The sequence below is a fragment of the Actinomycetota bacterium genome (assembly GCA_035640355.1).
Lineage (GTDB): Bacteria > Actinomycetota > UBA4738 > UBA4738 > HRBIN12 > CALGFI01.
Genome location: DASQWI010000006.1, coordinates 176,100 through 190,348, shown reverse-complemented (window position 1 = coordinate 190,348; position 14,249 = coordinate 176,100). Strand labels below are relative to the sequence as shown.

Below are 14,249 nucleotides of genomic sequence, written 5' to 3'. Positions count from 1 at the left end.
GGCCCCCGCGCGGCAATCGTGAGGGAGCTTAGTCGCGCCACTCAGCGGCCGGCCGACCCGCCGCTCGAGTGCCAGAGCTTCCGCGGAACGGCGGCGGCGGTGGCCGGTCCCTCGTGCCCGAGCGCCTCGACGAGCCGACCGTCGCGTCGCGCTTGGTGCAGCGCGACGAGATCCCACACGTCCTCCGCGATCACGCTCACGCCCTTGACGCCCGTGCGACGGACGGTTCCCACGACGGCGAGAACGAACGAGTGGAACACCGTCTTGGCGACCTTCGGCTGGACGCTCTCGAACACCGTGACGTCGATCGGCCCGGTCGCGTCGTCGAGCGTGAGGAAGATGATGCGCTGCCCGCTCCGGATCGCTGGCGTCTGCGACGCGACCTTGACACCGACGACCATGACGCGCTCGTCCGCTCGACGCCGATATAGGTCGTTCGCGCGCGTCGCGCCGAGGTCTGCGATGAGCGGTTCGAAGAAGCTCACCAGATGACGACTGGCATCCAGGCCGAGGACCTCGAGCTCGGCGCGGACCCGTTCGGCGTCGGTGTACTCGTCGAGCGACGTTCGATGGGGTTCGTTCATCCGCGCGGTGAGTTCGAGCGCCAGCTGATCGCCCTCGCGCTGCGGCGCGGTCGTCATCGCGGCATACAGGCGGTCGCGGCGCGTGCCGCCGTCGATCTCGTCGAACCCGCCGGCATGCGCGATCGCCTCGACCACCGGACGCGAAACCGCCGTGCGTCTCAGGAAGTCCCCGACGTCGCGGAACGGACGATCCGCACGCACCTGCAGGATCGAGCGCACCTCGGCGTCGGAGATTCCGTGCACGTCGTTCAGCGCCAGCCTGATGCCGTACGTCGCGCGGGGAGGGGTCGCGTCTCGGGCGTCGTCGAGCGGAGCGGAGCCCGCAGAGCCGTCTTCAGCACGAACGTCGTGCGAAGCGGAGACGAGCAGCCCGAGACGTGCCCCGATCTCAGCGTCTCTGTCGAGAAATACGGGCTCGACGACGTACTCCGGCTCGGAGCGGTTCACGTCGAGCGGCAGGATCGGGATGCCGTGCTCGCGGGCGTCCTCGAGGATCAGCCGGCGCGGGTACATGCCGGGGTCGTGCGTCAGCACGCCCGCGAGGAAATGGGCCGGGTAGTGCGTCTTGAGCCACGCGGACTGGTACGTCGGCACGGCGAACGCTGCCGCGTGCGCCTTGCAGAACCCGAAGCTGGCGAACTCGGCGACGTCGTTCCACGTCCGTTCGGCGACCTCGTCGGGAACGTTGCGGGCCTTCGCTCGGCGGAGGAAGTCACTTCGCATCGACGGGACCATGTCGTCGCGGTCGAGGTGGCGGCGGATGAAATCGGCCTCCGTGAGCGAGTACCCGCCGATCGACGAGACCGTCCGCATGACCTGCTCGTGGTAGACGATCACGCCGAACGTCTCGCGGAGCGCCGAGCGGAGTGCGGGATGCGCGTATGTCGGCGCCTCCATCCCGTGTCGGCGCCGCAGGTATGGATTGATCATGTCCGACTTCACGGGGCCGGGCCGGAACAGTGAGATGTCGACGATCAGGTCCTCCCACCGGGTCGGCTGGAGCTTCTGCAGCAGCTCGCGCTGGCCGGGACTCTCGATCTGGAAGCAGCCGAGCGTGTCGGACGCACGGATCAGCTCGAACGTCGGCTCGTCGTCGAGGGAGATCCGATCGAGATCGACCTTCATGTGCTCGGTCCGAGCGATCTCGTCGAGCGCGTGTCGCATCGACGAGAGCATCCGCACGCCGAGGACGTCGAGCTTCAGGTAACCGAGGAGCTCCACGTCGTCCTTGTCCGCCTGGATCACGCGGTACCCCTGGAATGAGCGCTCGAGCGGAACGCGCGTCACCAGGTCGTCGTTCGAAAGCACGATGCCGGAAGGGTGCAGCGAGATGTGACGTGGGAACCCGTCGAGCCGTTCGGCCACCCGGAACAGCGTCTCGAGCTGTCCGGCGTTCATGTTCGAGCCGACCATCTCGGGCAATCGTTCGATCGCCACGCGGAGATCCCCCGCGCCGATGTGCGGAAACGACTTGGCGACCGTGTCGACCTCTGGCTCGGGCAGGCCGAGCGCCTTGCCCACCTCGCGCACGGCCGCGCGAGCCCGAAACGTATCCACCATCGCCACGCACGCGCATCGGTCGTCGCCGTACCGCGAGAGCACCATGTCGTAGACGTCCTCGCGCCTGGCCGATTCGACGTCGATGTCGATGTCCGGAAGCTCGTCGCGCATCGGGTTCAAGAACCGCTCGAACGCGAGATCGTGCCGGACCGCGTCGACGTCGGAGATGCCCGTCAGGTAGCAGACGATCGAGCCGGCGGCGCTTCCCCGGCACGCGCAGCGGATGCCCATCGCGCGAACGTCGGCCACGATGTCGGCAACGGTCAGGAAGTACGCCGAGTAGCCGAGCCGGTGGATCATCGCGAGCTCGTGGTTCAGCCGGTCCTCGATCTTGGCCGTCGCTTTCAGCTCGCGCCGTTCCAAGCCGCGCCAGCACCGCTCGGCGAGGACGCTCGACGCGCTCCGTCCCCGCGGCGTCGGGAACTCCGGGAAGTTCACTCGACGGAGTCCGATGTCGAACTCACACGACTCGGCGATCCCGACCGCCGCCGTGATCAGGTCGGGGCGCTCGGCGAACAGAGCGCGCATCTCGGCGGCCGGCTTCAGCCACCCCTCGGCGTTGCAGCGCGTGACGTTCGTCCGGCTGATCGGCACGAGCTCGCGCATGCACTCGAGCGCGTCGGCCAAGAAAGCGTCATCGGCGACGAGGTACCGGACGGGATTGGTCGCGACCGCGCGAACGTCCGCGCGTTCGGCCAGACGCAGGAGCGCGCGGATCTCCTTACGCGAGTCCTTCTCGAGCCGGTTCTCCACGGCGACGAACAGGCGGTCGCCGAACGCCTCGCGGTACGGATCGAGCGACGCGCAACCCGCGTCGACGCGACCGGCGACCGCGAGCGCGCCGGGCGGCGACCACGAACCGGCCAGCGCGACGAGGCCGGCAGCATGCGCGCACACCTGCTCGGGCGTCAGCGACGGATCGCCGCGATCGCCCGACATGTGCGCGTCGGTGATCAGCCTGCACAGGTTCGCGTAGCCCGCCGCGTCGCGCGCGAGGAAAACGATGCGTCCATCGCGCAACGGACCGAGCGGCAGCGTTCCGGAACCGCGGATCGTGAGCGAAGCGCCGAGGATCGGGCGGACTCCCTCGTGCTCGCACGCTTCGACGAACCTCGCCACGCCGTACAGGCCGTCCCGATCCGTGAGCGCGACTGCCGGCATGCCGAGCTCGCCCGCGCGCCGCGCCAGCGCCTCCGGCGAGAACGCGCCCTCTTTGATGGAGAAGTACGAACGCACGTCGAGATGGACGAACGTATCCACGGCTCAGACGGACACGACCACGAGGTGCATCTCAGTCCCACAGCCGCTCGACGTGCCACCGGTCGCGGAGATGGTCGTGATACAGGTCCCACACCGCGCCGCCACGTGCCTCGACGCGCCAGTACTCGCGGTCGCGTCCGTCAGCCCACCAGCGCCCTTCGATCCGCCATCGCCCGATCACGTCGGCGACCTCGTACCGGCGCCCCCGCCAGATGAACGCCGAGGGCATGCCGGCATCGCGCTCGACCCGGACATCGACCTCCTCGTCGTAGCGCTTGGACATGCTGCCCCCACGCCCGTGACCAGCGGTGGTCTCGGACGAATCGAACGTGTGTTCGAGTCCAGGAGAGACCGTACACCGGTGCTCCGACAGCGGTCAACTCGGATATCCGCGGTGAGTAGGCTTTCGACGCGATGGATCCGAATGCGCTCGTCGTGTGCGTTCCGAACTTCAGCGAGGGCCGTCGCGTCGGCGTGATCGACGCGATCTGCGATGCCCTCTCGAGCGTTCCCGGCGCGCGTCTCGTCTACCGGCAGGCGGACGCCGAGCACAATCGTCTGGACACGACGATCGTCGGCGCCCCGGACCCGGTGCGGCGCGCGGCGCTCGCCGGCGCGGCGAACGCCGTCGAGCTCATCGACATGGACGGGCACACCGGCGGACACCCGAGAATGGGCGCGGTCGACGTCATTCCGTTCGTGCCGCTCCGAGGGATCTCGATGGACGAGGTCGTCGAGCTGGCACGGGCGTTCGCGAAGGAGCTCGCACACGAATTGGACCTCCCCGTGTACCTGTACGACCGAGCCGCGATCTCGCCCGAGCGAGCGAGTCTCGCCGACGTTCGCCGCGGGGAGTACGAGGGGTTGCGCGAGGCCGTCGCGCGCGGCGAACGCCTCCCCGACTTCGGACCGCACCGCCTCGGCAAGGCCGGCGCCACGGCCGTCGGAGCGAGGAAGCCGCTGATCGCGTTCAACGTCTACCTGTCCGGACCGGTCGACGACGCGAAGGCGATCGCTCGCGCGGTTCGCGAGTCGAGCGGTGGCCTTCCTGCCGTGCGCGCGATCGGGTTCGAGACGCCGGACCGCGGCGGGGTCACCGTCTCCATGAACCTCGTCGACTTCGAGGTGACGGGCATCCGTACGGCGTTCGACGCGGTCGCCCGCCTGGCGGCCGAACGCGTCATGCGGGTGCTTTCGTCTGAGATCGTCGGCCTTGTGCCGGAGGCGGCGCTCGCGAACGACGACGCCGACCATGTGCGGCTGCAGGGCTTCGATGAGGAAACACAGATCCTGGAGCGGCTCGTGAGCGACGACGCCATGGAAGAACGAGTCCGATGAGCCAACGTGAACTCGGTCCGCAGACGATCGGCGCGTTCCTCGACGAGCTCGCCTCGGACGCGGCGACGCCGGGCGGTGGAGCCGTCGCCGGAATCACCGCCGCCGCCGGCGCCGCGCTGATCTCGATGGTGTGCAACCTGACGATCGGTCGCGAGAAGTACGAGGACGTCGAGGACGAGATGCGCGGCTACCTCGACGAGGCTGAAGCTGTGCGCGGAACGTTCCTGGACCTCGCCGAGCAGGACGAGCGCGCGTTCCAGGCGGTGATGACCGCGTTCAAGATGCCTAAGGGCGACGACCGGGAGAAGGCCGAACGGAGCGCCGCGATCCAGCGCGCGTACGAGGGCGCGGCGCGCGTGCCGATCGAGGTCGCGCGCAGGGCCGTCGGCCTGATGCCCGCGGCGACCGGGTGCACGGCGCGTGGGAACGTCAACGCTGCGTCGGACGGGCTCGTCGCCGCACTCGCGCTGTTCGCCGCGACGCACGGCGCCCTCGCGAACGTCGACATCAACGCCGGCGAGCTGAAGGATGAAACGGTGGCCGGCGAGCTGCGCTCGGAGACGGCGTCGCTCAAAACCCAGGCCGACGAGCTGCTCCGCGGGGCGCAGGCCGAGTTCGCCGAACGGATGTCCTGAGCGACGTGCGCCGATTTCAGCCGGGCGAGGCCGTCGTCCTGCGCGAGGTCCTTCGAAACAGGATCTGGGTGGCGCGAGCTGTGAGGGTTGTGCGCGATGCCGACTACTGGATGTTCTACATCCCGCCCGGCACGCAGTGGGTCGGACCCGCATCCAAGCACGAGCGGCCGTTAGTCGGCCTGAAGGCGCCCGGCGCTACATGGACGCTCGCGGAGCACGTGTGGAGGAGCGCGCACGTCCTCTCGTTCGCCTGGCCGGGCGCAGGGGCCGCGGTACTGCAGTTCTGGGACACGGGCTGGAATCCGATGTACTGGTACGTCAACGCGGAAGCTCCGCTGCGTCGGTTCGCGCTCGGGTTCGAGACCTTCGATCACGACCTGGATGTCGTGGTTGAGCCCGACCGGTCGTCGTGGCGTTGGAAGGACGAGGACGACGTTGCGACCGGCGTGGAGCTCGGCGCCTACAGCGAGGATGACGCCGCGGCCTTCCGACGTGAAGCCGAACGCGGCCTTCGCAGGATCCTGGAGCGCGAACCGCCGTTCGATCGGGGCTGGTGGTCATGGCGCCCTGACCCGAGCTGGTCGGCGCCCGCACTCCCCTCCGGGTGGGACCGGCTCGGCGACGCTCGCCTTGCCCACGAGTCGGCCAACCGCGGGGCGGAGGCCCGATGACGCTCGACGTCGTCGGCATCCGCGCGCGGTTTCCATCCCTAGCGCGCGAAGTCGACGGCCGGCCCGTCGCGTTCCTCGACGCTCCCGGCGGGTCTCAGGTGCCCGACGTCGTCATCGAGGCGATGGCCGGCTACCTTCGCCGAAGCAACGCGAACGTCCACGGCGCGTTCGAGACCAGCCGCGAGACCGATGCGCTGATCGACAAGACGCACCGAGCCGCGGCCGACCTGTTGAACGCCGATCCCGACGAGGTGGTCTTCGGCCCGAACGCGACGACGCTCCTGCTTTCGATCTCGCGATCGATCGCCCGAACGCTCGGGCCCGGCGACGAGGTCGTCGTCACGCGGCTCGATCACGACGCGAATGTCCGGCCGTGGCTGCTTGCCGCGCGGGACGCCGCCGCTTCCGTTCGATGGGTGGATATCCGCGGTGATGACGTGACACTTGACGGGTCGTCGTTCGAGGCCTCTCTCAACGAGCGGACGAAGGTCGTCGCGTTCACCCTCGCATCGAACGCGGTCGGAACGATCCCGCCGGCCACGGAGCTCGTTCGGATCGTCCGCGAACGGACCGACGCGATCATCGCGTGCGACGGCGTCCACCTCGCGCAGCATCGCCGGATCGACGCACGCGGCATCGGTGCCGACATCATCGTGTGTTCGCCGTACAAGATCTTCGGACCGCATCTCGGGATCCTCTACGGGCGACGCGAGCTCCTCGAGAAGCTCGACCCGTACAAGGTCAGGCCGGCGAGCGACGCGCTCCCCCACGCATTCGAGACCGGCACGCAGAACCACGAGGCGTTCGCCGGGTGGGTCGCCGCGGTCGACTACCTCGCCCGGCTCGGAGGCCCGAGGCCGAATCGTCGCGAGGCGCTCGCGGCTTCGTTCACCGATGTCATCGAGCCCTGGGAGCGTGAGCTCGCGGCGAGGTTTTTGAAGGGCATTACCTCGATGCAGCACGTTCGCCTGTACGGGATCGCCGATCTCGGTCGCCTGCACGAGCGCACGCCGACGTTCGCCGTCCGCGTGGGCGACCGCCATCCGTTCGAGACGGCCAAGCTCCTGGCCGACCGGGGAATCTTCGTGTGGGATGGGCACTACTACGCGCTCGAGCTGATGGAGCGGCTTGAGCTGCAGGACACGGGCGGAGCGGTCCGGATCGGGTTCTGCCACTACAACACCCCCGACGAGGTCGACCGGACGCTCGAGGAGCTCGCCGGGCTCAGTTGAAACTCCGTCGTACCGATGCGCACGCGTTGATGCTCGTGCCCGCTCCGAATCTCCCGCGTTACCGCAGGTCAGCGCGGTGCGTTGCTAGGATGACCGCCGTTCCCTCCCCGAGAGAGGACATCCCGTGCGCATCCTGATCCTCGGCGGCGACGGTTACCTGGGGTGGCCGACGTCGATGCGGTTCGCGCGCCTCGGCCACGAGGTGCACGCCGTCGACAACTATCTCCGCCGACACGCGCACGCCGAGGCCGGAACGGACTCGCTCACCCCGATCGCGGCCTCGCTCCCCGAGCGCGCGAGTGCGTTCCGCGAGGTTACGGGGCTCGAGATCGGCGTGAGCGAGGGCGACCTGCTCGACTGGGACGTCGTCGAGCGCGTCTTCCGCGACTTCCCGCCCGAAGCCATCGTTCACTACGGCGAGATACCGAGCGCGCCGTACTCGATGATCGACCGCGAGCATGCCGTGTTCACGCAGACGAACAACGTCATCAACACGCTGAACGTCCTGTACGCCATGGCGGAGTTCGCGCCGGACGCGCACCTGGTGAAGCTCGGCACGATGGGCGAGTACGGAACGCCCGACATCGACATCGAAGAGGGCTTCATCGAGATCCATCACCAGGGACGGAGCGACATCCTTCCGTTCCCCAAGCTGCCCGGCTCGATGTACCACCTGACGAAGGTCCACGACTCCCACAACATCCATTTCGCATGCCGCATCTGGGGCCTTCGCTCGACCGATCTGAACCAGGGCGTCGTGTACGGGATCGAGACCGAGGACACCACGCTCGACGAGCGTCTGAACACCCGTTTCGACTACGACGAGGTGTTCGGTACGGCACTCAACCGATTCTGCCTGCAGGCGGTGATCGGCCACCCGCTTACGGTGTACGGCGCGGGCGGACAGACACGGGGGTACTTGAACATCGTCGACACCATCCGCTGCGTCGAGCTTGCGATCCTCAATCCACCCGAGGCCGGCGAGTACCGGGTGTTCAACCAGTTCACGGAGCAGTTCTCCGTGCTCGACCTGGCCAGGCTGGTACAGAGCGCCGGGAAGCAAGTCGGGATCGACGTGCGCGTCGACCATCTCGACAACCCTCGCGTCGAGAAGGAGGAGCACTACTACAAGGCGACGCACACCAAGCTGCTCGACCTGGGGCTCGAGCCGCACCTGCTGTCCGGGACGCTCATCGAGTCGATGTTCGCGACCATCGAGCGATACAAGGCCCGCGTTGTCTTCGACCACATCTTGCCGGTGACCAGGTGGCGAGGCATCCGCGAGGGCTCGGCGCGCTGAGGGTCCGCGCGACGTAATCGATGCTCGCCCTTCGGATCGTGGGCGCCGCGCTCGCCGCGGCGTTCGTCGCCGTCTCGATCGTTCGCTACGGCCGGCAACGCATCAGCCGCCTGAGCCTGATCATCTCCAGCGTCATCGCGCTGGGCGTCATCGCACTGGCGGCGGCGCCCGGCGTGTTCAACCCGATCTTCGAGACGTTGAACTTCGCGCCGGGTTCGGGTCGGCGTCTCACGGCGGTCCTGCTGATCGCCGTGGCGATCCTGTTCCTTCTGCTTCTGCGGCTGCAGACCTACGTCGATACGAACGAGCGGAGCATCCGCCTGCTCGTCGAGTCGATCGGCAAGGCGTCGTTCGATCGGGACCGCGCCGCCGAGCTGCCCGCCGGCAAGCGCATCGTGGTCGTCTCACCCGCGTTCAACGAGGCCGAGAACATCGCCGCCGTGATCCACGCGCTGCCTGCCGAGGTCGAGGAGCACCACGTGGTCACCATCGTCGTCGACGACCATTCGGACGATGGAACCCCCGACGTCGCGAGGAGGGCCGGCGCGCTCGTGACCAGCCTCCCGATCCGCCGCGGCGGCGGCCTCGCGCTCCGCGTCGGCTATGAGATCGCCCTCGAGCTCGGCGCCGACATCGTCGTGACGATCGACGCCGACGGACAGCACCAGCCCGAGGAGCTCCCCGTGCTCGTCAAGCCGATCCTGGAGGGACAGGCCGATCACGTGAACGGCTCGCGGGTGCTCGGCGACTACGAGCGCGGCCCGTGGATCCGCAACGCGGGTGTCCATTTCTTCTCGTGGTTGGTGACGATCCTGACCGGGCAGCGCGTCACCGACATCTCGAGCGGGTACCGGGCGACGCGCGCCGACACGCTGCGGACGCTGATCCTCGAACAGGACCAGTTCTGGACGTCGGAGGTGACGATCGAGGCGCTCCGACAGCGCGCGAGGATCGTCGAGGTTCCCGTCACGTTCCTCACGCGGCGGGGTGGCGAGTCGAAGAAGCCGAAGTCACTTCGCTACGCGTGGAACTTCTCGAAGGCGATCGCCAAGACCTGGCTCCGGTAGTCAGGCCGTAGCGGCGGCGACCGCGACCTCACCCGCGAGCCGGGCGTTCGACTCGAGCAGCGCGATGTTGGCCTCGAGGCTCGAGCCGTCGGTTCGGTCCGCCACGCACGACAGCAGGAACGGCGTGACCGCCTTGCCCCGGACCCCGTCGCGTTCGGCGTCGTCCTCGCACGCGCGGACGGCGTTCGCGACCTCCGCCGCGTCGAGTGCGAAAGCGGCGGGGACGGGGTTGCAAAGCAGGATCGCCGCCGTCGAGCGGAGTGACTCCTGTGCGCGAACGAGCCGCGACGCGGCCGCGGCATCGTCCACGCGCTGATCTAGCTCGACATCAGCCGCCGCGACCACGAAGAACGGCAGGAGGTCCGTTCGATACCCCACCGTTGCGATGCCGAGCTCATCGAGCCGTTCCGCGGTCGCGATCGGGTCGACGATCGACTTGGGGCCCGAACAGACGAGCAGCACGCTCGTTCGAGACAACTCGAGGAGATCGGCGGAAACGTCGCCGCGTCGCGTGTGCACGCCGCCGATGCCGCCGGTGACACAGATGCGAACGCCCACTTCGGATGCTGCCCAGATCGTCGCCGATACCGTCGTAGCGCCGAGGACCCCGTTCGCGACGGCGAACGCGATGTCGCGCCGAGCGACCTTCGACGATCGTCCCGGATCGGCGAACGCCTCGAGCTGCGGATCGGTGAGTCCGACACGAACCGCGCTCTCCACGACGGCGGTCCACGCCGGAGTTGCCCCCGATGCGCGGATCGCGGCGGTCATGCGTTGGGCGCATTCGATGTTCCTCGGCGGCGGTAGCCCCTGCCCGATGACGCTCGTCTCCAGCGCCACGACGGCTCGTCCTGACGCCAGCGCATCCTCCACCTCCTCGGCGGGGAGGACGAGCTCGCTCACCGAGTGTCGGCCGGCGCGTCGCGTGCGGGTTCGCGTTCGGTGGCACGCTTGGATGTTGGCCACGTCTCATAGCTCTCTGCGACCTGCGCGCCGGCGCGGCACGCGGCCTGCAGCGCATCGCCCGGCGAACGGCCCGCGGCAAGCTGCGCGAGGAGCACCCCGTCGAACGCGTCGCCTGCGCCCGTCGGATCGAGCTCCTCGGCGGGAATTCCCTCGAGCCGGATCGACAGACCCTCCCACGACATGACAGCGCCGGCCTCCGCGAGCTTCACGCACACCACCGGATACCTCGCGGAGAGCGCATCCGCAGCGGATTCCCGTCGTCGGCCGGTCAAGATCTCCGCCTCGCGCTCGTTGACGAACAGGACGTTGGCGGCCGCGGTCGCCTCGAAGAAGCGGTCGGCGCCGAAGTCTCGCAGCATGGGCCACGAGGCGCCGTCGACCGCTAGGAAGCGCGCCCGGGCACGGTGCAGAGCGGCAGCGGCGGCCTCGTACGTCGGCTCATGTAGCAACGTGTATCCCGAGACGAGGACGGCCGTCGCTTGGATCCGGTCCGGGAGGTCCTGCGGCGACAGTCCGCCGTTCGCCCCGCGGTCGGCGACCATCGAGCGCACACCGGGCTCGTGCACGACGAGCATCGTGCCCGTGTCGGCTTCAGGATCCACCGTGAGCGCCGGCTCGACGCCGTGACGGATGAGTTCGTCGCGGATCAACGCACCCGCGGTGTCCGTTCCCACCCGGCCGTGGATCCGCGTTCGCGAGCCGGCGTGGGCCGCCCAGACGGCGACGTTCGACGCGCTTCCGCCGGGACGGACGAGCACTTTCCCGTGGACGTCGCCGCCCTCCTCCAGTGCCCCGGCCTCGACTCGGACGTCGAGCATCACGTCTCCGACCGCGATCACGTCCACGTCGGCAACCCTAACCGGCGAGCCAACGCGTCCATTTCGTCGATTTCATCTGGACGGAGACTGATAGGCGCAGTCGAAAACGATCCCGTTCACGCGCGGCGACATGCTGCTCCTATCCGGATTCGGCGATCCCGGCCGCTTCCCGCGCCCATCTGCCGAACGCGCCCCAGAACGGATCGAGGCCCGGGTGCTCCAGCGGTGAGTCCCCGTCGGGCGTGACGAGGACGCGCCCGTCGGACGGCGGGCGGATCTCACCGACGTCGGCGGCGTCCACTCCCGATTCGATGAGCGCGCCCACGAACGCCTCCGTCTTGTGGGGAACGACGGTCGCGATCAACGTCCCCTCGGAGATCGAGGTGTAGGGATCCATACCCGTGTGCTCGCAGATCGCACGCACCTCAGGCCGGACGGGAATTGCGGCGAGGTCGACCCGCATCCCGACGTTCGACGCGGCCGCGACCTCGCTGAGTCCGCCGACCACTCCACCTTCGGTCGCGTCGTGCATCGACGTGACGCCCGCCTGGCGAACGCCGAACTCGCGCGCGACCGTGGCTTCCGGCACCACGGTCATCTGTTCGAACAGCCGGTCGCCGGCTTCGACGATGTCGCGTCCCACGCCGTCCGCGAGGCGATCCGGGAACGTCGCCGCGAACAGCGCCGTGGCCTCGATCGCGGCGCCCTTGGTGACGACGATCCGGTCGCCGACGCGCGCCATCGCCGGCGTGACGTACCGATCTTCCGATCCTGACGCCATGCAGACCGCGCCTCCCACCATCGGCCAGTTGCAGCCGTCGTACCTCGCCGTGTGGCCCGTCACGACGGCGACGCCGATGCCCTCGCACGCGCGGTGGAACGCATCCCACAGCGATGTGAGCTCGTCGTCGGTGATCTCGGGGGGCAGGTTCAGGTCGACGGCCATCCACCGGAGCGGGAGACCACTCGTCGATGCGTCGGAAGCGAGGATGTGAACGGCGAACCACGCGGCACGCTCCCATCCGTACGCGGGCACGATGAACACCGGGTCTGCCGTGAGCGCCACGGCGACACCGTTCGCGACACGAACGACGCCTACGTCGACGCCGTGGCGGGGACCGACCAAGACGTCCGGATCTCGCGCCCCGAGGCGAGACAGGATTACGCGCTCGAACAGCTCCGCGGTCGCCTTGCCCGTTCGTTGGTCGCTCATCGCGTCGCGCCGGCTCGCTTCACCGCGTCGACCAGGCTGCCTACTGCGGCGACGGAGTCGTCCGCGTCGGCGACGGCGGAGATCACCGCGACACCGGCGGCGCCAGCGGCGAGGACGTCTCGCGCGTTCGCGGCGTCGATGCCTCCGATACCGACCACCGGGATGGACGTCGCGGCGACGATCCGGCTCAGCCCGTCGAGCCCGATGGGGCGAGCATCCGGCTTGGTCGAGGTCGAGAACACCGTCACCCCTAGGTAGTCGGCGCCGGCACGTTCGGCGACCGCGACGTCGTCGACGGTGCCGACGCTGACTCCGAGGACCGCGTCGGGCCCGAGAAGACCCCGCGCTCTTTCTGGATCGTCATCCTGGCCGACGTGCGCTCCCGCGCCGACCGCGGCAGCGACCTCGACGCGGTCGTTCACGACGAAGAGCACGCCGGCCGCGCGGCATGCTTCGGCGATCTCGCGCGCGAGCGGCAGCAACGATTCGTCCGTCAGCTCCGGCGCCCGGAGCTGAACCGCTGTGGCTCGGCCGGCGACCGCCGCGGCGGCGATCTCCAGATGACCATTCCCGCTCGCGCCGCGGCTCGACGTGACGACGTAGACCGAGAGCGAGCGCGGATCGAGTCTCATGTCCTCCCTCCGCCGGAATTACCCGGTGCAGGTTCGTCGGGTCGCCGTCGCCCGCGCTCCCCAAGAACGCGCTGACGGCCTCTCAGCCCGGTCGGTCGAGCTCCCCGGTGGATCGCTCCCAGGATAGACGCCGGAGCGCACGACTGGCCTGCGCCTCACCGCGAGACGGCCCGCCCCCGAGCCACACGCAACTCGCGCCGCACCTTCTTCCAATCGCTGTACCGAACGGAATAGATGACGTCGATCACGATCAGCACGACCGTATACGCGGCGATGACCAGGGCGGCCCACACGGGAGCGACCGTGGCCGGCCAGAACGCGAGCGCCACGAGCGGCGCGATCTTCGATGCGATCGCGCCAGACGCGTGCATCCACGCCCTCGCTTCGGGACTCGCCCGGAGGTATGTGGCGTAGTTCGTTTTCAGGCCGGGCGTCGGAGGAAACGGCCGGTCGAAGAAGTACGACGTGAACCGGATCCGGGCGGCGCGCCCAGCGAGCCAGTGCGCGAGCCCGTGGAGCGAAGCCGACCAGTCCGCGGCGGCGAAGACCAACGCGAGCCCGGCAACCATGGGCGACGTCGTCTGGACCGCGATGATCACGGCGGCAACTCCGGCGGCCGTGGCCCCGACGAGCACGGCGTTCCCGAACCAGATCGGGAACCGCAGCCGGACCCGCGATTCGAACGCCACGCGATCGATCCGTCCCGCCGCGTCCGCCCAGTGCGACGACAGCACGGGATCCCGCTTCACCCGTGACAGGAGCCTCCAGAAACCGAGCGCCGCCAGGTCTGTCTCGCCCTCCGCCACGGCGGCCTCGATCCGGGCGAACGCCTCCTGATAGTCCTCGACCGGCGTCGGAACGTTCACCCGCGTTCCCGGGTTCCCGGCCGTGCATGGCCTAGGATGAGCGCCCGGACGCGCCTCCGGCTCGTGTCCGTCAGCCCGCAACGGTCCAATCGCAACGCACGAACGAT

The 14,249-nt window shown here is 69.0% G+C and carries 13 protein-coding genes and 1 riboswitch; of the genes, 6 read left to right on the top strand and 7 right to left on the bottom strand.

Features of this window, described 5'->3' with window-relative positions:
* Window positions 1-41: 41 nt before the first annotated feature.
* Window positions 42-3,404, bottom strand: a complete 3,363-nt coding sequence (locus VFA08_03270; protein HYZ12609.1) for a DNA polymerase III subunit alpha — start codon at window positions 3,402-3,404, stop codon at window positions 42-44.
* Window positions 3,405-3,435: 31 nt separating this feature from the next.
* Entirely contained in the window at window positions 3,436-3,687 is a 252-nt protein-coding gene (locus tag VFA08_03265; GenBank protein HYZ12608.1) for a DUF6504 family protein, read from the bottom strand.
* Window positions 3,688-3,818: 131 nt separating this feature from the next.
* On the opposite strand from VFA08_03265, the gene ftcD reads away from it, so the two are divergent.
* The 6 genes from ftcD to VFA08_03235 all read left to right on the top strand — a co-directional run bounded on the left by ftcD (window position 3,819) and on the right by VFA08_03235 (window position 9,647).
* Window positions 3,819-4,742 (top strand): glutamate formimidoyltransferase, encoded by a 924-nt coding sequence (ftcD, locus tag VFA08_03260; protein ID HYZ12607.1) that lies wholly within the window; start codon window positions 3,819-3,821, stop codon window positions 4,740-4,742.
* Complete coding sequence (locus VFA08_03255; protein HYZ12606.1) at window positions 4,739-5,377, top strand: cyclodeaminase/cyclohydrolase family protein; 639 nt, start codon at window positions 4,739-4,741, stop codon at window positions 5,375-5,377. Before ftcD ends, VFA08_03255 begins: the two co-directional genes overlap by 4 nt.
* 5 nt (window positions 5,378-5,382) lie before the next feature.
* Window positions 5,383-6,048 carry a DUF402 domain-containing protein gene (locus VFA08_03250; protein HYZ12605.1) on the top strand — a complete coding sequence of 222 codons (666 nt, stop codon included), beginning with the start codon at window positions 5,383-5,385 and terminating at the stop codon, window positions 6,046-6,048.
* Entirely contained in the window at window positions 6,045-7,280 is a 1,236-nt protein-coding gene (locus tag VFA08_03245) for a cysteine desulfurase-like protein (GenBank protein HYZ12604.1), read from the top strand. Before VFA08_03250 ends, VFA08_03245 begins: the two co-directional genes overlap by 4 nt.
* A gap of 124 nt (window positions 7,281-7,404) precedes the next feature.
* Entirely contained in the window at window positions 7,405-8,580 is a 1,176-nt protein-coding gene (locus VFA08_03240) for an NAD-dependent epimerase/dehydratase family protein (protein ID HYZ12603.1), read from the top strand.
* Between the two features lie 20 nt (window positions 8,581-8,600).
* The gene (locus tag VFA08_03235) at window positions 8,601-9,647 is read left to right on the top strand and encodes a glycosyltransferase family 2 protein (GenBank protein HYZ12602.1); all 1,047 of its coding nucleotides are present in this window, start codon (window positions 8,601-8,603) and stop codon (window positions 9,645-9,647) included.
* Here the strand turns inward: VFA08_03235 and VFA08_03230 are convergent, their stop codons facing one another.
* From VFA08_03230 to VFA08_03210, 5 genes are all read right to left on the bottom strand, one after another.
* Window positions 9,648-10,550 (bottom strand): pseudouridine-5'-phosphate glycosidase, encoded by a 903-nt coding sequence (locus tag VFA08_03230; GenBank protein HYZ12601.1) that lies wholly within the window; start codon window positions 10,548-10,550, stop codon window positions 9,648-9,650.
* On the bottom strand, window positions 10,547-11,458 hold the full coding sequence (locus tag VFA08_03225) for a carbohydrate kinase family protein (protein HYZ12600.1): 912 nt from the start codon (window positions 11,456-11,458) through the stop codon (window positions 10,547-10,549). The genes VFA08_03230 and VFA08_03225 overlap by 4 nt, the downstream gene beginning before the upstream one ends.
* A gap of 112 nt (window positions 11,459-11,570) precedes the next feature.
* Entirely contained in the window at window positions 11,571-12,644 is a 1,074-nt protein-coding gene (locus VFA08_03220; GenBank protein HYZ12599.1) for an AIR synthase family protein, read from the bottom strand.
* Window positions 12,641-13,276 (bottom strand): thiamine phosphate synthase, encoded by a 636-nt coding sequence (gene thiE, locus VFA08_03215; protein HYZ12598.1) that lies wholly within the window; start codon window positions 13,274-13,276, stop codon window positions 12,641-12,643. Before thiE ends, VFA08_03220 begins: the two co-directional genes overlap by 4 nt.
* Window positions 13,264-13,393, bottom strand: a riboswitch (TPP riboswitch). (Overlaps the previous gene by 13 nt.)
* A 38-nt stretch (window positions 13,394-13,431) precedes the next feature.
* The gene (locus VFA08_03210; protein ID HYZ12597.1) at window positions 13,432-14,142 is read right to left on the bottom strand and encodes a hypothetical protein; all 711 of its coding nucleotides are present in this window, start codon (window positions 14,140-14,142) and stop codon (window positions 13,432-13,434) included.
* Window positions 14,143-14,249: the final 107 nt, after the last annotated feature.